Genomic DNA, 18,895 nt, shown 5'->3' on the forward strand with positions numbered 1-18,895 from the left:
TTACAAATGAACTATAATCTTTGATAACGATAGAAGAAATAAAGGTTGAAGGTTTAAAGAGTGAACACGATACCACGTGAACAGAAATTAATGCGAAGGAATGGTGAAACATGAATGATATTTTCAGCTGTTATACAGAGAATCTCATACTGACCGGTAATATAAGGGAGGATATTCATGCCTTCTTTAGTCAGAATAAGGATCTCAGGACATTAAATCATACATTGGAGGTGGCTAACGAAGCTATTCGAATAGCTAAATTATTCGAGCTTGATCCTCAGAAAGTCGAATGTGCGGCTCTATTACATGATATAAGCAATGTAGTTCCAATCTCTAGAATGCTCGAGGTAGCAGAACAGTTATCTATTGAAGTGCTCGAGGAAGAGTACAAATACGATAGAAGTGTCCATCAGAAACTATCCAGATATATGGCTCAAGATATCTTTGGGATACAGGATGAAGAGATACTAAGTGCAATAGAAAGTCATACGACTCATAAACCAAGCTCTAGTATGACGGATAAAATTTTGTTTGTTTCAGATAAGATCTCATGGAATTTACCTGGAGAACATCCTTACTTGCACAAGATGAGAGAAGCAGTAGGCCGTCTTGAAATTGATAAAGCAGTATTCATATATCTTGACCATATTTGGGATCAGCGGGATATTTTAAAGCTTGTACATCCATGGTTAATAAAGGCGCGGGAAGAACTATTGGAAGCTTAATTGGTAAGGCATTAACTTCTGCCAACACTGTATCAACGCTGCGAGCCGTTTGGCTCTTGGTCTGCAAGAGGCGACAGGACCGCCGTTATTTGCTAAGAGTTTAAAAAGCATTCTTATTTAATTTGGAGGGTATTTAATGATTGAAGAGTTCAAGTATAATAATGAATTTATTTCTGGAATTACCTCGCTAACCATGAAAAAAGAGGATATATTAAAACTTCACGATGAAATGATAACCATATTTCGCGCATATAAGCCCAGAGTAAAATACTCTATAATCACAAACTCTACAAGAAACTCGTTTTCTGATCCTCACAATATAGATTTTTTCAAAATCAAGGAGCCGATAAAGGCAATAATAATTGAATACAACATACAAAGAATAATTGATGTTGAAATTTATTTAAGTACATATGAAAAGGGAGAAGGGTTAGGGGGATTTAGATCGGTTTACAGGATAAGTAGTAATAATGAAGAATTGCTTGCTAAAGTCAGAGATTTCATTGAAATATATATTAAAAAAACCAAAAATTTGCATTTTATTTTTCATAAATATGCCGTGTTCGTATCCTTGGCTCTGACGGGGGGGTTCATCTATTTTTTAAACAAGTATATTGAAATTCCCCAAGCTTTGATTTATTTGCTCATTATGGTCATGCCATTTTATGTTTTTACTAAATTTTTCAGATGGCTAATGCCGTATACCTACATAGTAGATGAAAATAAATTGAAATATAACCTGAGATATATTGTTGCTACAGTCATGGTAGGAATGATAACTTCTGGAGCCTATGATTTTATAAAGAATACTATTGGCAATATGTCAAAATAGTTAGCAGCTTCCGAGTAACATCATATTCATGCTTCGGGACTTAGCGGCATGGAATAAGCTAGACAACAAATGCCCGGCCTGAGACAAGAGTTATCTAGGGGATTCCACGGTCAAGGAACAACGGAATGATACGTCGAAAAGCTTCAATAAATTAGGGAAAGCATATACGGAAGGTACGGTTTTTTTTACGAACGGGTTTGTAATCAAAAATTATGATTTTTTATCAGCAGCAGGATCCTTTAAAGTTTATGTAAATAACACCCGGGAGAATATGGAATATGGGAGTCTCGATGAGATGGTCGCCTTTAGTGACCCTAGAGTGAACCTTATTGGTTTTCCTTACGAAACAGATAATTCTCTATCCATAAGTACAAAGAAACCACAAATAGGGGATAGAGTTTATTCCATTTGGAACGAGATGAATGCCTAAAGATTAGAGAAGGAGTCATACTTTCCGTTGATTCGGATGGTTCATTCAATCATAGTGCCGAAACTGATTCCTGGTCAGGCGGCGTGGATTCTTGATGAAGAAGGGGATTTAATTGGGGTTATTGATGGTTGGAGTTTCTATGGCGAAGAAGCCAAAAGCAATAAAGAATACCAGTACAAAAACTTCAAAACTTAATGAAGAACGCTAATTTTCATTAGCTTCACATCGTATCTGAGAGAAAGCCTGGCAAACAACAAAAGCCTCAGCCCTGTCTGGGGCTGAGGCTTGAAGGCAGCATCATCTGGGAGCGAGAAAGCAAGGAGGCTCTATAACATCCAGGCTTCATTTATGCTAAAATTAGGTAAATCAATTTAAAAATGGAGGTTCTCCCCGTGAAGAAAATGAGCCTGCTGGTTTCAATCATGCTTCTTTTTGCATTTCTCTCGACGGACCAGACTACGGAAGCAGCTGCTAAATATTCAGAAACTTTGCTTGCTGAGTCCACGAAAGCTTACGCGTTAACCTCAACACAAACCTTACTCGTCGATCATGTTAATAACCAGCTTCAAGTTATAAATTTGAGTACTCAAACAATAATGTGGAGCAAGAAATTCCCCATAGTGTACGACAGTCAAGTGTTAACCAATCCACTAAAAATTATCGTTATTACATCAGATAATAATAAGTTAAAAAAAGTGACAATTTCCGCTGACGGAACTATTCTTTCGGAGCAAGTATTTCCTAGTATAAAGTTAACGGAAAACATAAAGATTAGCTGGGCGCCTGCAATAAATAAAGAAAAGGAAAAGCTGGCTGTTGTGAATGGCAGCCAGGTACTTTTTTATGAATATCCTTGGAAAAAGCCAATAACGACTCTTCCTTACAGTTCGGCTGAGGATAAGAAATATGAATATACTATTACAAAAGACGTTCAACTGCAAACACCATATGTAGTTATTAAATTGAATGGAGATAATTCAACTCAATCACAGGATTTATACCGAATATTAAATATAACTACCAAAAAGGCGATTACTATCCCTGCTGAGTGGAATGTGAACACTAGTTTTTCGGTTGAAGGAAATGAATTGATTGTAAATTCTACAAGTCAAATCGGCCATCCACTTGGAATTAATGTAGATTCTGATTATACCATTTACGCCAAATATGACCTACAGACAGGGGAAATCATCAACAAGGTTATTCGCAGCTTCCCCGCATGGGATTCAAATTGGAAATCCGAGTATTTTAATCGTAAGCTTGCATTGACGGAATCAGAGGATAATAAAATATTCCTTATAAACCTGTATGGAGAGACGCTCAAAGAGTTCCCCAGAACAATTGAGAACTTTAATTATAAAACAATAGGTTACGATGGTAACCGTCTTTATCTGTTAGTTTCTTCTGAAGACCATGGCATTGAGCTGGTTAGTATCCAGTAAGAAGTTTTTGACGAACTATTGGGGGAGACGACACTTCTTTTTGTCGTTTCCTCTATTTTACAAATGGGCTATAATCATGGGTAAAAGAATGGAGTTAAGAAAAGTACAGCACTTAAGGACAAGGGAAGTTTAATTCAATCTTTCTCGATCGCAATAGCAGTTGGTTATGGCTTGGTATTTTTATCGGAAATCGGTAGTGTTCAGGCATAGATTTTGGAAAAGGAATCGTTTATTCATAACTTCTAGGGGAAGAAGGTCATGTTATGACAAGATTTATGATGTTGTTTATCGCCATTGGACTTGTTTTGGCTGGGTGTAGTCAAGATCAAACCAATGGAAATAACCCAAAAGAGGCCCCTGTAGTCTCGGGAGATCGCAGTGCAGATCGTGCTTTAAATGCGGAAGTAGCGCGTAGTACTGAACAGAAGCTATTACCCGGATATGCAGCTAAAAATGAAGACGAACTATCTGATCAGGATTTTGAAACGGCTTATGAAATGTGTGTGAGGGCGCTGACTGACTATTATAAAGCGGTTTGGAACGGCTCCGATATTGAATTGGATACATTCATTGAAAACGATCACCTTAAACAGTATACGCAACAAAAAATTCAATCCCAATATGATGTGCATATTAAGCACAATCTTACTGATAATCCGGTGCAGAATATTGATATTGACGCTTGGGAAGTGGAGTACAGGGATGATGTGGATGGAGGTTATCTCTATTTGCACTTACCGGTACATATTAATATGACTGTAGGCGGTTATGGTGAAGTTACTGAGTTTCTCGTACGTAATGTAAACGGGAAGTTAGTCATTGTTGATTGGTACACGGGGGCAAAAGATAGTTATGATTTCATGGTGCGTGGAGAAAATCTAACAATTGACGACCCCGATATTTGGAACGATAGTGAATGGGTAAAGAAGTTGGACAGTATGACAGATGAATTTTAGGGTCGGCCCCATAGTAAAGTTCGTGACAAAGGAGTTAGTTATGAAAGACTTAACTGTTTTATCACGCAAGAATGGAAACATAATAGTAGAAGATGAATTCGGAAAGATTTATACCCTTAGCGAGAATAACCAAGCTGTTGTGATGTTAGCGAGACAGTCGGATTCTTTTATATTTGTGCAGCAATTTAGAAGAGCAGTAAATGATTTTGTAATTCAACTTCCCGGAGGGATGGCCGAGTCAGGCGAAGATCTGGAAGCAGCGGTTCGCAGGGAGTTTCTGGAGGAGGTTGGCGGTCAATGCGGGGCGATTACAATATCTCGGCAGCCTGACTCCGGCTAGTTGGATAAGCAATGTAACGACACATGTGTTCTATACGGATGAGATTATAGAAATTGCTGACCAGCAACTTGAGGAATATGAGAATATTAAGGTTCTAGACATAAGTGTTGAAGAGACATTGAATATGATTAAAGATAGCAAGATTAATGATTCGGAAGTAACTTATGCAATTTTGCAAGGAATTCTTAAGGGTCTAATCCAGAGTCTGTAAAATAGTTTGTGTAAACTCCTAAGCCCATTAAAGTGGAAGTAATATAAATTTTGGGAGAACACATGGGACTTTGGTCAAAAGAACAACTGCGGGCTTTCATTAAGGAAAATCAGCTGGCTACTGCCCAGGAGGTTGTAGGTGGAAGTGAGCGTAAATCCTGTTGGTTGTGAGCGACAAATTCTAATGGTTGTGAGCGACGTTATTTTGGCAAAAGTGGGGTTTAACAAAATGTAACGGTTGCCATCGAGCCTATTTACGGTTTTTCGTAGGCAGTGGGGCTATTTCGTCCAAATAAGCGCTCATACAACCGTTAGAAAAGAACCCCCCCTTTCTAGGGAAGATTAAGCGCAATGACAACCGTTAGCATAGCCTCTTCCAGACAGGTCGCTCGTACGAGGGCTAACATGTTGGTCTCTAAGTGTTCTATACCGTCTATATTCGGAGTCCCCTGCGATGATAGGATGTTCCCCGAGACCGAAGGACAGATCATCGGTCGTATTAATAACCGCTTGAATGCCGGGTTTCTCGTCGTACGACAATTACTAGGTCGAGTCCAATACTGGGGACAGATGCTGCTGGAGTTCTCCGTCTTTTTCCCGGAACGCATCGGTAACCATTTACGTTAAGCAGGCTAATCCCCCTCGGGGGATTACTTGAAATGATTTTACAAATCTTGACAGACCCCTAATCCAAGTGTAGGAATTGTCTTAAGCTCCGCCATTAAGAAACACCGAAAGGTGTTTTTTTTTATTTTTATCAATAATTTTTAAACGAAGATGTCGATTTTGCTTTTACGTATTATGCGGCCTGACTACAGACGAAATCGCGAGGTCTTTTCTCTTACCGGAGACAACGATTGCCCAGCGAACTGTTACGATTTTCAATGCAGCTGCGCTGGAGCTGCCTGCTGGAATGTTCGATGGTCCCCCGGAAAGAAAACAGTAAAGCTGAAGAAGGGAAATACGGTGGATTCATCCCTCCTGGTTGCTTTGGTTGCTCAGGCATCTAGCAATCTGTAGACGAAAGATCCCTTGCCTGTAGGCAGGGGGTTATTTTATTCAATAATGATCTTGAAATTCATATTTACAAACCAGCGGTCGGTTTGTATAATGGCAATAAGCACTTTGGTAAAAGGTGGATAATAAATAACCTGGAGGATTTACCATGAAAAATGAAGATAGAAGGAAACAAACCATCCGGCAAATCCTTGATTCAACCAAAGAGTTGCTACGGGAGAAAAACTGCCACACGATTACGATGAAGGATATTATGGAGAAATCGGAATTATCCAAGGGAGCTATTTTCCATTATGTGAAGAACAAAGATGAAATTTTTGCTTGGGTATTGCAGGATCGGCTCGAAGAAATCAACGAACAATTCATGAAGGAAGTGGAGCAAGGAGAGAAAACGTTTGACGGACCGATGCTGACAATAACGAGTAATCTAGCAGCATTGGAGAATGCAAATGAAGTAACCAATAAAGTTCTGATGTATTTGCTTGGCAGGGAAGATGAACCTGCTGTGGCGGAAGTACTCCACCATTTTTATCAGAGGTCTGTTCATTTAGCGAAACAATGGATTGTAATCGGCCAGCAGCACGGGGTAATTCAAGAATCGGTTGATTCGGAGAGAACGGCTGAAATGTTTGTTCTGTTATCGTTTGGTCTACGCGTCCGTTCTTCATTCCTAAAGGTTCCGGTTTCTTACACTGCTCAAGATTTATCATCATTTATGGCCGCCACTTTGAAAAATTAGTCCTCATTATTATCTAAGGAGGGATTATTATGGCTCCATTCATTGCCCTTGTTGTATCTTTTTTGTTGTTCCGGATCATCGGTTTGTTTGGTTGGTCCTATTTCGACGATTGGCATACCTCGTTGAGAATAGCCGTGGCTATTATGCTGCTGCTTACGGCTTCCGCTCACTGGGGAAAAAGGCGGCCTGACCTGATTCGGATGGTCCCTCCTGCTTTTCCAAGGAAAGAATGGATTGTCTCCATAACCGGGTGGCTTGAAATCGCAGGAGCTATCGGTATTTTGCTGCCCAAATTCTCACTAGCCGCTTCAATATGTTTGGTTGTGCTCTTAATCGCGATGTTCCCTGCCAATGTATATGCGGCTCGAGAACAATTGACGATTGGCGGCAAGCCTGTTCCAAAACTGTTTGTCCGAGTACTGCTTCAGATTGTATTTATCACGGCAATCCTGTTGGCGTCTCCGTTGTTCGGGAAGTGAAGTTTCACCGTAAAATAGCACCGTTGGAGACAGTCAACGGTAACTGCTCTGCCGGTGCTATTCATATTAATGTTAAACTTTGTCCCGACGGATTCTAGAGCTATGATAAATACTATGTATATTCTGAAGCAAGATTCTCTTTACACGCGAATATCAATTCCAATATTGTTCTTGCCAGTATCCTGATTTTGCCTTAGCGTATCAGCCGCATTTACAGGTTGGGCAGATACAGACGCCTCTTTCTGACCATTCGCCTCTTCGGTGACAACTTTCACTTGCTTATCATCCTTCTGGATACCCTCTATAGTGTCTTCGATCTTTTCACTTATTTTACGATCCAATTCATAAATTTTCTTATCTATGTCCAGTGCTTGTTCGTTTTTGAATTTATTCACTGTGATCTCGAGATTTTTTCTCATTTCTGATTTACCTTCGTCGCCGGCTTCATTGTCGATTTCAAGAATAGCTCTATTCTTTTTTACTTCAAGTCTAAGATCGTCCGCTTCTACTTTCAGTGATCTGCGTACACTTGCCATTTTAGTTAATTGGTCATGTAGATTGCTAGCCTGTAAAAGCTTTTCCATCGCTGGGCCTGATATTTCTTGGTTATTTATGTCTGCTTCGCTTTTTTTATTGGAATTCTCTTTTTGGGGTGAAGCATTTTTGTCATTTTTATTGTTCTCAGCTTTCTCCATTCGTTTCTGCATAATTTGAGATTCGAGCAGTTGCAAATCCATGTTTAATAGTTTGATTCTTTCATCTTTTTGTTTAGAGTCTAATTTTTCATCTGATCTAATACTAGCGATTTTTTCGTTAATAATTCCTTTTTGCTTCATTAGCTGCTCAATTTCCCGATCAATGGGTGACATTATGTTCGTTCTAGACTTTGCAGGCGCTGTAGATTGCGAGCTGCTTGAAAGGCTTGAGATTTGTGCCATTTGAACACTTCCCCTATATTATGGTAAATATCTTTATGATTATATTATTATCGGCTGTTAACCATATAAATATTAATGATTACAAGGGGTTCATACCCGTTTCATGAAGTTTGGCCTAGAAAAATAAGCGTTTCGGGGGATTTTCATTAACTTACTCCTTTTCAATAATGGAATTGGAATACATTTTCCAAATATTTCATATTGGAGGAGTGCTGCAATTGATCAAGCAATGGTACAAGCCCTTTGTCGTATCCCTTGCCTTTGTTTTATTGTGGTCGGGATGGGCTGGAAATGGTTACGCAGAGATGTCGGAGGAAGAAGCTATTGTCGAATGGTCGCATTTGTTAAAAGGAAGCGACCCGGAATCTCCCCGCTTGGGTGGAGAGGCGGTTACGAAGACCTCGGATGGAGGTTACGTTGCCGTCGGTAAACAAGGCTCCTCGCTTTCTGACGGCATGAGCGCTGTTGTGCTTAAGGTGAGCGGCAGCGGTGAAATGGTGTGGAGAGAAGAAATCAACTTCCTTCACGAAAAGACAGGATTTTATGCCAGCAATAGTGGGCTTTCCGTTCTGGAGGCTTCCGATGGAAGCATTCTGGTCGGTGGGGATGTTCGCGATATTGATTACGGAAGGCCACGCTATGATCCTTTTGTTGCCAAGTTCAGTCCTGACGGTGAGCTCCTGTGGAAGAAGGAATATCGCTTATTGTCCATCTATACGCATTCAGCGGATGTAATCATGGAAACTTCGGATGGGAACTTTGTGATCACGGGGAGCGTGTCCTCGAACTTTGATAGAACCCCTGGTTATATGATCAAAATCAACGGGGAAGGTGAAGTGCTGTGGTCGAATACTTATCTTATCGGGACATGGGCCGCATTCCGTGACATAGTTGCTCTACCTGATGGTTCGGTCATCGTTGCCGGGAGGATGAGCAGTTCTGAGATCAGTGGCTCTTTAGCGGTCATTGCGAAAATAAACCGAGGCGGAGAACTAGTATGGGTGAAAAGGAATGAGCACGATCAAATCCACTCGATGATTCCTTCCCGAGATGGGAACATGATTTTGACTCGCTATAACAAAGGTGAGAATCGCTACTATCTGCAAACTATAAGTTCCGCGGGAACTGTATTGTCGGACCTGACGCTGGATTCGTTAACCGGAGAAGCGATTCAGGATCTCATTCATACCCAGCTTCACGATAGCGGCTACCTGTTCGTTGCCAAGCTGAAGACGGGTGGCAGCAAGGAAAACTCCTTCGGGTACCAAATCATAGTGACGGACGAGAACGGGAGGCCGGTCCAAAAGCACTTTTTCGGAGAACCCTTCTTGTCGCTTGGACGGTACGGGATTTCTGGGTATGATCAAGGTCTTGTCGTTGCGGGAAGTCTAGATTCAGAAGTTGGACCCAGAATGATGCAGCTGACGAAAATTGCTCTATCCAGTCAGACACCTGCGGATCCGGAACTGTCACGGATCGAATTTCAACCGAATCAGCTTAAGCTAGCCGCAGGGCAAACGGCACCCAGCGTCGTTAATGCCGTATATAAGGACGCTACGGTGACGGATGTGACGTATTCTGCGGTATACGAATCGCTGGATCCAAATATCGCGAGCATCGACCAGTTCGGAAATATTACAGGCATTAGCCCCGGAACGACGCGGATTACGGCTACCTATGAGGGGATGCAGGCAAGCATGTCCGTTGAAGTGACGGGTGAGCAGCCAGGCCCCGGTTACTTTTTCCTCGATTCGGACGAGTATTCCTTGTCGGTGGGAACTGAGCTTGACGTGGCCGCCTATTTTACGGATGAATCGGGCCTAACTTCCCTGGTTACAAAGGAGACCGTATTTACCGTGGATGACCCCAATATCGTCTCTTTGGATGAGGCTGGAAACATCCGCGGAATAAGTCCAGGAATAACCTATATCACGGCAGTTTATAACGGAATGACGTACAGAGCCAGCGTGTGGGTGGTTCGTCCTTATCAAGCGATTTAGTGTGGGATAATCCTTCTTAAGGATGTCTTGAAGCAGAAGCTTCAGACATCCTTATTTGTCTTGCGCCGGTTCCATCCTCTCAGCCAATTTGGTATGATTTTACTATATACATAGTAGGTTTGATGTTCTCTTCATTAATACATAAAGGAAGGACTGAACGGATTGAATTACAAATTTTGTTCATCATGCGGGAGGCGGCTAAATGCATCGGCTCAATTTTGTGAGCACTGTGGAATGAAGCTTGTTCCGCAGGCTGTAGGGCAGGTACCACCGCCGCCGCCACGAGTGCCAGCATCAGGGCCACCGCCAGTACCACGAATGCCAGGGGCACCTCCCGTACCGTCATCAACACGATCCTACATGCCACCGCCGCCACCCTATGGTACATACCAGCAATCCAGCGAGGATGAGCTGACTCATCTTTTACGATTACATATAAAAAAAGATAAATATTTTGAAAAAGTGATGAGGAAATCGAAATGGAACTGGCCTATGTTCCTGTTCGGTCCCATTTGGTTGGGTTATCGAAAAATGTATGCGGAATGTGCAATTTATATTGGAGTATTATCCCTGATGTCCATATTTTTAATGCTGCTAGGTTCAGAGTCGAGTGGTGGATTTGCAGGAATGGGTATTGGGATGGCGATTTTGGCTAATCAAATGTATTATAAAAAATCTAAAAAAACGATTGATAAGATCATGCAATATCATAGTGACCCTGAAGTACGTCGTAATCTAGCTATCCAAAAAGGCGGGACCTCAGGATGGGGAATTGTGTATGCCATTGTAATTTTTATTGTAACCGCTGCTATTGAATTCATTATTGAGGACGCATTATTGTAGGATCTCGATATGGAAGGTAGATTTTATATACCTAGCCTATAATTACTCTTCGTCCCGATCCGCAATTCTAGAACGATTGCGCAGCCGATTAGCAATCGTATATCCGATAAGGAACGCAGCGGCAGAAGTATTGCCGTCCACCGTAAATGGATTGAGGGAGGCGTCGGCGACGATTAGATCTTTCACCCCGTACACATTTCCTAGACGATCAACGACTCCGCCCTTGTTTCTTGGGGCCATCCGAAGGAAGCTTTGCTGGTGATGATTATGATCGAAGTTTTCCTTAATAAACTGTTCTAGCTGCAAATCATCATCTATAACATTCAAACTCGGTGTTACGAGACGGATAGAAGGATCGATGCTTGCCAGTTCGGCTGCAATTTTTTTGATATATATTTTATAAATATTTTTAACTGCTTCCATGTCTCTTGGATCTGACAGAAATCCTTCATCAGCCAACACAATGTTTAGCGGATCCTTATTTTGAATGGTAATGGATCCCCGGCTCTTGGGCCGCAAATATAGAATCGCGATGGTTAACATGCCATCCGAACCGATTCCAATCAGTTGTACGGCTCTACGGTCAGGTTTTGTTCCAGTGGGGTCAGGCAAGAAGGCTCCTCCTGTGTATAGCGCATCCGGATCATTGGAAGGCAGTGCAGCATCATCGGGGTTCGTTGTAAACACAGCGGAGTTTAATGTGTGATTTTTTAATCTTTGGCCTACGTTCGGATTATGAACAATGACAGGTATTCCCGCTGCTTTTAGAGATTTGGCCGGTCCTATTCCCGATAGCATTAACAATTGGGCACTATTGATTCCTGCTGAAATGATCACTTTTTTTCGCGAAAATACTTTAATGAACTTCCCTTCTTTTAATAACTCTACGCCTATAGCCCGTTTGCGGTCAAAAAGCACGCGAAGGGCTGTTGTCTTATAGTAAACGGTTAGTTTGCGTCCATTCTTGCCTCGGCCAGAGGATGTCACGATATCGGAGGACAGAAAAGCGGTTGACGAGCTTTCCCGGTCTCCATTTGGCTTTTGATACAATTGCCAGCGGGTGAATGGACCGAGTGGAGTATCAGGATCATTGTAGTCAAGAATGCTAGGAAATCCGGTGGCTTGCTCAATGGCGAGGGCGAGCTTATCCGCCAGGGGCGTTGGTTCCGAAGGCGCTTGCCTGATGTCTATTCTTCCGTGAAACCCGCGCGCCCTAACGTTATCGGTTTCACCATTATAATTTTCTAGTCGTTTAAATCGACGAATGGCTTTATCCGGGGACCAAATGGGGCCGAGTAACTGTTCCCACTCTCTAAGCACCGCTGTGGTTGGACGCACATACTGCTCACCGTTAATGGAAGATCCGCCGCCGGAGAGGCGGCCGGTTGTCCATTCAAAAGATCGATCATCCAGGTTCTCTTGCGGGACGCCTTCTCCTTGCCAGAAGTAATTGGGGAAAAAGTTCTCCTCCAGTTCCAGGGCAAAGCTTGAGTCCATAATGGGTTTGTCTTTATCATGATTTTCGCCCGCCTCGATGACGAGTACTGAAGTTTTCTTATCATCTGTCAGCGTTTTGGCAATGACTGCGCCTGCTGGTCCCGTACCTATAACGATATAATCAAAAGATGATTTCCCTTTCATCGGAGCACTCCTTTTTATAATAGACTACTGTAGAGTATTGCGTTGTTCGATGCTGTGTGCCAGTCTATTCCGGAAATGCCTTAGATGCATCATGAATTATCGTGAAGGTTAAACGACCGGCTCATGGGTGGTCTCAAAGTTTTATAAAAAACACAAGTAGGAGAGTAGAATGGATAAAGCGATTTTTCTTACTATTATTTTCGTTATAGTTTATATTGTGGTAGCTTCGATTCTGAATGCATTAGCTGGTGGAAGCATGCTTAAGTTATTTAATTGGTCTATAAGAATGTTTTACTTTTTAATACCAATAAGTTTTTTTCTCACTCTATACATTCTATTGAATTCAGATAGATCATTTAATTTTTTGTTGGTGCTCGTTAATTTAGCAATTTTATTGGTTTTGTTATTAGGTCGGGGGAGATTAAAGAAAATGGAACCGATGAAATCATATATAGAAAAAAGAATTATGATGCTTATTGTAATATGTCTAGTTGGTTTTCCATTTTTACATATTTACTTGTTTATAGAAGTGTTCAAAGGGCTATGAAGTTGGGTATACTCGGGTATTCGATGTATAATAATGGAATATATTTAGAAAAAAATGACCTGGATTAAAGTAGAAACTATCTAAGGCTGGGTCATTTTGTGAAAGGTGCCTGCACTGATATGAATGATATCGCTAATTACTTGGACAACGTACCTGCATTGAAAAAGCCTATCCACTGGAAACAAGTGTCTAGCCAATTCAAGCTTGGCAAGGATTTCAATGAGGCTTTGGTGAGCAATATAAGCATGATTCCGTTTATAGGATCAAAGTGTGTGGTCATGCAATTGGATGATGGCCGATGGGAGCTGCCGGGCGGAACGATGGAACCTGGGGAGAGCTATTTCGAGTGTTTAAGAAGGGAAATGCTTGAGGAGTTAGGTGCGGAGATAAGCAACTTTGAAGTGTTTGGGCACTTCTATTGCTATTCCAGTGCAGAGGAGCCATATCGGCCGCATATCCCTCATCCCAATTTTATTAGATTGATGGTCCTGGGAGAAGTAAGGATCGTCTCGGAGCCGCTGAATCCGGCTGACGGCGAGATGGTTGTCTCCGTGGAAGCGGTTAGTATAGACGATGCGGTTAGAAGGTTCGAATCGATCGGTCGATTCGACATCGCTGATCTGTACAGGCTTGCTTATAGCATAAAAACCGGTTTGGGAGAGAACTGAAATGGAAGATCTACAATCTATTAAGAAGGCAATAGATTCCCTGGGACACGCAGAACTGCGGTCGTATTTGGGTTTTATACTTGTGGAAATCAAGCGGCTGCGGGATCAGGGCGAGCCTGGTGAAGATTCGATCACGAAGCTGCTTGAGCTTTATGATGGATTGATGGGGCTTCAGCAGCAAAGAGGCTTCTGGGATCCTGTTCCGACTTGCACCCATGTTCATATCGTGATCGGTGATTCTTTTGCGGGAAGTATGAAATACGCGCTGAAAGAGCTCGGTTGGGCAGAGACGCATAAGGTAATTACCTTGAGGGAGAATTACGCCATTGGTCCTTTGGGCGAGCTGGACTCCCCGGAAGGCAGGGCGGCCCGCCGTGAATGGTTCCGGGATCATATAACGGACTCTTTTGAGGACGATGTGGAAGTTGAAGAAGAGTACGGCATGCTTGTAGACAAGCTGACGCGTATTCCTGAACCAGCGAAAATCATTGTCTGGACCAGCAGCAACGCCTGCGAGCAGGCAGGAATGCGGCATGTGATTCATCTGCTGCAGAACAAACGCAATACGTTAACGGTGTGCAACGCTTGCGCAATTTGTGAAGAGCTCTATAACCGGCCAGATGCCAGAATGGATTACAGGCACTCGGGGGAAGTCCCGTCTGACAAGCTCCAGGAAGCACTCCGCCGCATCGAAGAATGCAGCCCACTGAGCCACGCTGATCTGATGCGATTAGTGCAGGAATGGCAGGCAATCTCGGAGCAAACCGCGACCCTGCGTATTTGGCGGGGAGGTTCAGTGCTCGGAGTACCTGCGGATTACTATGATTCATATCTGCTGGACAAGCTGGACAAGCTAAAGCCGCCCGCCGGTGATCATGGTTTTGTGAAAGCAGCCCGCCTGATCGGAGAGGCGATAGGTTATTGCGAGCAATATGTGGGGGACTCGTATTTCGAATATCGTTTGAGAGAGCTGATTTATAACGGCACCCTTGAAATTAAAGGGCTCCCTGCAGCGATGAGATTCTATAGCGTCCGGCGCAAACATGGCTAACCCATATAAAGAACGCCAAATCGGCAATTTGATGGGTTAGGGCATGGCTTTTTTAACTATGGGAACTATGATAATCAACCCTATCAAAGAACACTGCTGGATACAGAAGAATTTCTAAGAGAAATTAACTTTTTGTGCTAACTGAGGCAAAGTGAAAAAGACGGCCCGATCCTAGATAAGCAATCTAAGGCCGGGCCTTGTTATATCCGGGCTTATAGGGTTAAAAATCCTATTCCTCCAAATGCCCCGAACGCTGCACCTTGGTCTGCAAATAGAACTCGTTGAAGGCTGATTCGCCGCCCCAAATTGGTTCTCTTCCAGATAAGGCGAGGCCGGCTTTTTGCAGGGCTTCGAGCTTCTTAGGATTGTTGGTCATAAGCGTTACAGGCTTGGTGCGAAGAGTTCGCAGCACGCTTAGCGCATCGGTGTAGTTTCTGGAATCGTCGACGAAGCCGAGGCTTAAATTAGCTTCGACGGTGTCGTATCCGTTCTCTTGCAGCACGTAAGCCATCGCTTTGCTGAATAATCCAATGCCGCGCCCCTCATGGTTGGCCAGGTAGAACAGCGCGCCTGTACCGTGCTCCACAATGTTCTTCATGGATTTCTTCAGCTGGTAACCGCAATCGCATTTTTGGCTGCCGAAGATGTCGCCTGTGTGGCAGATCGAATGCATGCGAATCAAGGCTTCGTCGGCATTTTTGAAGTCGCCGTACACGAGTACGCTTGATTGCTGGTATTCCGCTAAGCTTGCGGAGGACAGCTGGTCGATGATTTCCTGAAAATTATCTGTGACTTGGCAGCGGCTGAGCCAGCAATACCATTGGAAAATGACGGTCTCACCGTCCAGGTCGACGGGCAGTTTGATCGGTCCAACGAGGTAAATGCCGCCTTCCTCGGTCTGGATTAATTGAATTTTATCTTTTAAAATATCCAGTGCTTTAGGTTCTAGCTTCGTATCCGACATCGAATCATTCCTTTATCGCATAATGTTATAGGTCAGGTGCGTGGCTCTGCAACTGCTTAGCTTGTATGTTGGCGAACGACCGGGGCAACCTTTGTTGCCAGCAGTTCTATGCTTCGTGCAACATTAGAAAAGGGAATGCCGCCGACGTCAAGCTGTAACATGAACCGCTGGTGGCCAAATAGCTCGTATTGGTACATCATTTTGTCGATGATTAATTGCGGATCTCCTACAAATAAGGCCGTTTCCGGAGTGGTCATTTGTTCGAACTCCTCGCGCGACAGGGTTGCGCTGGTTTTTCCAAGCTGACGATCTACATATTGCCGATAATTGGCGTAGTATGGGTAATATTCGTCTTTGGCCTGCTGCGTTGTAGCAGAAATGTAACCGTGGCCTGTAATAGCGACCTTTAGATCGAGTGGCTTGTGGCCTGCTGCGTTTCCAGCTGCACGGTATGCTTCCACCAAAGCTTGAAATCGATTAGGAGCACCCCCAAGGATCGCCAGAGCCATGCCGGTTCCGAGCTGTCCAGCCCGTTCCGCACTGACCAGCGACCCGCCTGAACCGATCCACATGGGAATTTGCGTCTGTATGGGGCGTGGTGCAATTTCCGCTTCTTGAAGGGGAGCACGAAACTTGCCCTGCCAAGAAACCCTCTCCTGTTGATTTAATTGCTGGAACAGCTCGAAGTTCTCCATGAACAGTTCATCATAATCATTCAGGTCATAGCCGAACAGAGGAAAAGACTCCAGGAAAGCCCCGCGTCCACCTATGATTTCAGCCCGTCCATTCGATAATAAGTCTAGTGTGGCATACTCCTCGAACAGCCGAACCGGATCCGTAGTCGTCAGAACGGTTGTCGCGCTGGTTAATTTAATTTGCTTTGTAGTTTGTGCGATGGCCGCTAAAATAACCGAGGTGGACGAAGCCGCATAATCTAGACGATGATGTTCGCCAACTCCGAATATATCTAATCCGGCTTCATCAGCCAGCTTAGCCGCTTCAATCATATCCAACAGCCGCTGCCGGCTGCTAATGGTTTGTCCTCGATGCGGATCAGGCACAAGATCGCCGAGAGTGTAGACTCCAATTTCAATTCCTTGATGCTTGTTCTGTATGCTGTCGTTCATTGTTGGAACCCCTTCATTAAGAATTGCCGTGTATTCGAATTGTTTGCAATCCATGGTTGGTTAATGCAATAACTTATAATTATATCATAATACAAAGAGGTTAATAAAGGAACTAACAATTATTAAGTTCCTTTCCGAGTGTATTTTAGGAATAAGATGTATAGTTGTGGAAGGATATTGAATAGGAACAGGGAATATGGAAGATGCAAGCAAGGCAAGAGAATATCCAGACAACTCACGACCCGGCCTAAAATGGAGTAATCGAAGGCCGGGTTTCGTCTATCAAAACAGCAAAATAGGAGAGGAATATGCAAATGAAGAAGCTCTGCTTATTGTTATTATGCCTTCTAATTTTATTAACTGGCTGTCAGGCGCAGCCTGAAAAAAAACAGGAGCCCAAAACCCTAAGAATTCTTGCTTTTAGTGAAAAGGGATTTAATCAGCTTTACGGGAACTTTTTTCTTGCAACGCATCCCAACTACTATCTGGAAGTTATTTCAATTTACGAAAATTTAACGCCTGGAATGCACATGACTGATACCATCGAACAGCTTATAGCGCAGGAAAATATAGATGTCTTATCCATTCCCATGGATTCCTACTCTGTACTTCAGAAGAAAGGCAAATTGCTTTCGTTAGATGAAATGATTACTAAAGATCGCTTCGATCTGGCCAATTATTCGCCGGCGATCCTTGATTTTCTTAGGGACGAGCAGGGCCAAATTCACGGGCTGACTGCAACCTTTGTAGGGGATGCGCTATTTTATAACAAAGACCTTTTCGATCATTATCGTTTATCCTATCCTAGAGATTTTATGACATGGGATGAAGTCTTTGAGCTAGCTCATAAGTTTCCAAACTTTACAGATGATCAGACTCCACAATATGGATTTCACCATAAAAAAACGGCCAATCCTTTTATGATGGCTTTAACCATAGGGGAAGGCAGCGGTTTATCAGTGTATGGAAACGGAAAATTCACTCTAAATTCTCCGTCTTGGGAGAAAGTTTTTGAAGAGGTGACATCGTGTTTTAAATCGCGGGTCTGTTTTGATCCCCATCAGACAAAATCAACGCAATCGTTAAAGTTAGAAGACCTACAGAAAGAAAGCTATCCTTTCTTATCCGGACATATTGCGATGGCGGTTGCCGATTCATCCTTATATCGAATTTTAGATGAAAAAGACAGGGAGTTTGCGTGGGGAATTACAACACTTCCGGTTAGCGCAGAACATCCGGATCTGGGAAATGGGATAGAGATGAATGACATTTTTACGATTCCATCAAACAATCAGGAGAACGAGGGGGCCTGGGAGTTTATGAAGTATGTTTCCGGGAATGATTATGCAAGGCTCCTCCCGCAGATCAATACCGTTGATTTGCCGGCAAGAGTAAGCGAGAATCAGGAGGAATCGATTCAAGCCTTTTATAAATTGGAAAGAGCAAGTAATACTTTAATTAATGAACTAAGGGAGCTGCCTTCAGAAGTGCTCGCCAAGATTGATGAAATCTCACCGAGATATATGTCTGAAATACTGTCTGAGCAGCGGACCGTTCAAGAATCTCTACAGCTTATAGAGGAGGAGCTGCAATTATCGCTTAACTCCGTGAGTAAGTAGAAGTTTTGATTGGCCCATCGTTCCAGTTATAAGCTCAGCAACGTCCAAGCCTTAGGTTTCCGCAGTGGGCTAAAGGCGCGGCAGAAGCGATACGCTCACTTGGCATTATGGAGGGCCGCGGGGGGAATCAATTTGTACCAGCCGACACGGCGACCCGTGCGGAAGCGGCGGTAACTATCCTCAGAATGCTGGAGCTATAATAAAAAGTATTGAGTGGGTTTGCGCGGCTTGCGCAGACTCGCTTTTTTTGTGTTTGTTGTATTGATTCAAAGGGTTAGGATGTGCATTTGACGTAGCAATTGACAAGAAAAACAATTAAAATATAAA

General features: G+C 43.1%; 17 protein-coding genes and 3 pseudogenes. 16 read left to right on the plus strand and 4 right to left on the minus strand.

Annotated elements, in window-relative coordinates; genetic code table 11:
- Nucleotides 1-110 precede the first annotated feature (110 nt).
- From yqeK to GNP95_RS15225, 9 genes and pseudogenes are all read left to right on the plus strand, one after another.
- On the plus strand, nucleotides 111-725 hold the full coding sequence (gene yqeK, locus GNP95_RS15185; RefSeq protein ID WP_155611711.1) for a bis(5'-nucleosyl)-tetraphosphatase (symmetrical) YqeK: 615 nt from the start codon (nucleotides 111-113) through the stop codon (nucleotides 723-725).
- A 136-nt stretch (nucleotides 726-861) separates the two neighbouring features.
- A complete protein-coding gene (locus tag GNP95_RS15190) occupies nucleotides 862-1,557 on the plus strand; it encodes a hypothetical protein (RefSeq protein ID WP_155611712.1) in 696 nt (231 codons plus the stop codon).
- Between the two features lie 457 nt (nucleotides 1,558-2,014).
- Complete coding sequence (locus tag GNP95_RS15195; RefSeq protein WP_230873833.1) at nucleotides 2,015-2,182, plus strand: hypothetical protein; 168 nt, start codon at nucleotides 2,015-2,017, stop codon at nucleotides 2,180-2,182.
- A gap of 197 nt (nucleotides 2,183-2,379) precedes the next feature.
- Complete coding sequence (locus GNP95_RS15200; RefSeq protein WP_155611714.1) at nucleotides 2,380-3,429, plus strand: hypothetical protein; 1,050 nt, start codon at nucleotides 2,380-2,382, stop codon at nucleotides 3,427-3,429.
- Between the two features lie 275 nt (nucleotides 3,430-3,704).
- Nucleotides 3,705-4,385, plus strand: coding sequence for a hypothetical protein (locus GNP95_RS15205; protein WP_230873834.1), 681 nt, complete (start codon nucleotides 3,705-3,707; stop codon nucleotides 4,383-4,385).
- A 40-nt stretch (nucleotides 4,386-4,425) separates the two neighbouring features.
- Nucleotides 4,426-4,725 carry an NUDIX hydrolase gene (locus tag GNP95_RS15210; RefSeq protein ID WP_196427197.1) on the plus strand — a complete coding sequence of 100 codons (300 nt, stop codon included), beginning with the start codon at nucleotides 4,426-4,428 and terminating at the stop codon, nucleotides 4,723-4,725.
- Between the two features lie 273 nt (nucleotides 4,726-4,998).
- Nucleotides 4,999-5,067 (plus strand): annotated as a pseudogene (locus GNP95_RS26840) (oxidoreductase); the annotation flags it as partial.
- Between the two features lie 1,033 nt (nucleotides 5,068-6,100).
- The gene (locus GNP95_RS15220) at nucleotides 6,101-6,691 is read left to right on the plus strand and encodes a TetR/AcrR family transcriptional regulator (RefSeq protein ID WP_155611717.1); all 591 of its coding nucleotides are present in this window, start codon (nucleotides 6,101-6,103) and stop codon (nucleotides 6,689-6,691) included.
- Between the two features lie 29 nt (nucleotides 6,692-6,720).
- Nucleotides 6,721-7,170: a DoxX family protein gene (locus tag GNP95_RS15225; protein ID WP_155611718.1), complete on the plus strand. Its 450-nt coding sequence runs from the start codon at nucleotides 6,721-6,723 to the stop codon at nucleotides 7,168-7,170.
- Between the two features lie 140 nt (nucleotides 7,171-7,310).
- On the opposite strand, the gene GNP95_RS15230 is transcribed toward GNP95_RS15225, so the two are convergent.
- On the minus strand, nucleotides 7,311-8,108 hold the full coding sequence (locus GNP95_RS15230; protein ID WP_155611719.1) for a hypothetical protein: 798 nt from the start codon (nucleotides 8,106-8,108) through the stop codon (nucleotides 7,311-7,313).
- Between the two features lie 218 nt (nucleotides 8,109-8,326).
- Here GNP95_RS15230 and GNP95_RS15235 point away from each other — a divergent pair, with 218 nt between their 5' ends.
- From GNP95_RS15235 to GNP95_RS15240, 3 genes and pseudogenes are all read left to right on the plus strand, one after another.
- Nucleotides 8,327-10,108 carry an Ig-like domain-containing protein gene (locus GNP95_RS15235; protein WP_196427198.1) on the plus strand — a complete coding sequence of 594 codons (1,782 nt, stop codon included), beginning with the start codon at nucleotides 8,327-8,329 and terminating at the stop codon, nucleotides 10,106-10,108.
- Between the two features lie 162 nt (nucleotides 10,109-10,270).
- Nucleotides 10,271-10,321: pseudogene (locus GNP95_RS26765) on the plus strand (hypothetical protein); the annotation flags it as partial.
- A gap of 147 nt (nucleotides 10,322-10,468) precedes the next feature.
- Nucleotides 10,469-10,951 carry a DUF2628 domain-containing protein gene (locus GNP95_RS15240; RefSeq protein WP_230873836.1) on the plus strand — a complete coding sequence of 161 codons (483 nt, stop codon included), beginning with the start codon at nucleotides 10,469-10,471 and terminating at the stop codon, nucleotides 10,949-10,951.
- A gap of 42 nt (nucleotides 10,952-10,993) precedes the next feature.
- On the opposite strand, the gene GNP95_RS15245 is transcribed toward GNP95_RS15240, so the two are convergent.
- The gene (locus GNP95_RS15245; RefSeq protein WP_155611721.1) at nucleotides 10,994-12,592 is read right to left on the minus strand and encodes a GMC family oxidoreductase; all 1,599 of its coding nucleotides are present in this window, start codon (nucleotides 12,590-12,592) and stop codon (nucleotides 10,994-10,996) included.
- Between the two features lie 666 nt (nucleotides 12,593-13,258).
- On the opposite strand from GNP95_RS15245, the gene GNP95_RS15250 reads away from it, so the two are divergent.
- Nucleotides 13,259-13,807 (plus strand): NUDIX domain-containing protein, encoded by a 549-nt coding sequence (locus tag GNP95_RS15250; RefSeq protein WP_155611722.1) that lies wholly within the window; start codon nucleotides 13,259-13,261, stop codon nucleotides 13,805-13,807.
- Nucleotide 13,808: 1 nt separating this feature from the next.
- The gene (locus GNP95_RS15255) at nucleotides 13,809-14,858 is read left to right on the plus strand and encodes a DUF1835 domain-containing protein (RefSeq protein WP_155611723.1); all 1,050 of its coding nucleotides are present in this window, start codon (nucleotides 13,809-13,811) and stop codon (nucleotides 14,856-14,858) included.
- 229 nt (nucleotides 14,859-15,087) lie between these two features.
- Here the strand turns inward: GNP95_RS15255 and GNP95_RS15260 are convergent, their stop codons facing one another.
- Together GNP95_RS15260 and GNP95_RS15265 are read right to left on the minus strand one after the other, a co-directional pair.
- Nucleotides 15,088-15,822, minus strand: coding sequence for a GTP cyclohydrolase II (locus tag GNP95_RS15260; RefSeq protein WP_155611724.1), 735 nt, complete (start codon nucleotides 15,820-15,822; stop codon nucleotides 15,088-15,090).
- 56 nt (nucleotides 15,823-15,878) lie between these two features.
- Nucleotides 15,879-16,949, minus strand: coding sequence for an LLM class flavin-dependent oxidoreductase (locus tag GNP95_RS15265; protein ID WP_155611725.1), 1,071 nt, complete (start codon nucleotides 16,947-16,949; stop codon nucleotides 15,879-15,881).
- Between the two features lie 308 nt (nucleotides 16,950-17,257).
- On the opposite strand from GNP95_RS15265, the gene GNP95_RS15270 reads away from it, so the two are divergent.
- Nucleotides 17,258-18,568, plus strand: coding sequence for an ABC transporter substrate-binding protein (locus GNP95_RS15270; RefSeq protein ID WP_155611726.1), 1,311 nt, complete (start codon nucleotides 17,258-17,260; stop codon nucleotides 18,566-18,568).
- A gap of 74 nt (nucleotides 18,569-18,642) precedes the next feature.
- Nucleotides 18,643-18,768 (plus strand): annotated as a pseudogene (locus GNP95_RS15275) (S-layer homology domain-containing protein); the annotation flags it as partial.
- Between the last annotated feature and the right edge of the window lie 127 nt (nucleotides 18,769-18,895).

It is taken from the genome of Paenibacillus woosongensis, from assembly GCF_009725165.1.
GTDB classification, from domain to species: domain Bacteria; phylum Bacillota; class Bacilli; order Paenibacillales; family Paenibacillaceae; genus Fontibacillus; species Fontibacillus woosongensis.

Coding starts and splice junctions, on each gene's coding strand:
- yqeK (WP_155611711.1), top strand. CDS start 111: ATGAATGATATTTTCAGCTGTTATACAGAGAATCTCATACTGACCGGT.
- GNP95_RS15190 (WP_155611712.1), top strand. CDS start 862: ATGATTGAAGAGTTCAAGTATAATAATGAATTTATTTCTGGAATTACC.
- GNP95_RS15205 (WP_230873834.1), top strand. CDS start 3,705: ATGATGTTGTTTATCGCCATTGGACTTGTTTTGGCTGGGTGTAGTCAA.
- GNP95_RS15210 (WP_196427197.1), top strand. CDS start 4,426: ATGAAAGACTTAACTGTTTTATCACGCAAGAATGGAAACATAATAGTA.
- GNP95_RS15220 (WP_155611717.1), top strand. CDS start 6,101: ATGAAAAATGAAGATAGAAGGAAACAAACCATCCGGCAAATCCTTGAT.
- GNP95_RS15225 (WP_155611718.1), top strand. CDS start 6,721: ATGGCTCCATTCATTGCCCTTGTTGTATCTTTTTTGTTGTTCCGGATC.
- GNP95_RS15230 (WP_155611719.1), bottom strand. CDS start 8,108: ATGGCACAAATCTCAAGCCTTTCAAGCAGCTCGCAATCTACAGCGCCT.
- GNP95_RS15240 (WP_230873836.1), top strand. CDS start 10,469: ATGCCACCGCCGCCACCCTATGGTACATACCAGCAATCCAGCGAGGAT.
- GNP95_RS15245 (WP_155611721.1), bottom strand. CDS start 12,592: ATGAAAGGGAAATCATCTTTTGATTATATCGTTATAGGTACGGGACCA.
- GNP95_RS15250 (WP_155611722.1), top strand. CDS start 13,259: ATGAATGATATCGCTAATTACTTGGACAACGTACCTGCATTGAAAAAG.
- GNP95_RS15255 (WP_155611723.1), top strand. CDS start 13,809: ATGGAAGATCTACAATCTATTAAGAAGGCAATAGATTCCCTGGGACAC.
- GNP95_RS15260 (WP_155611724.1), bottom strand. CDS start 15,822: ATGTCGGATACGAAGCTAGAACCTAAAGCACTGGATATTTTAAAAGAT.
- GNP95_RS15265 (WP_155611725.1), bottom strand. CDS start 16,949: ATGAACGACAGCATACAGAACAAGCATCAAGGAATTGAAATTGGAGTC.
- GNP95_RS15270 (WP_155611726.1), top strand. CDS start 17,258: ATGCAAATGAAGAAGCTCTGCTTATTGTTATTATGCCTTCTAATTTTA.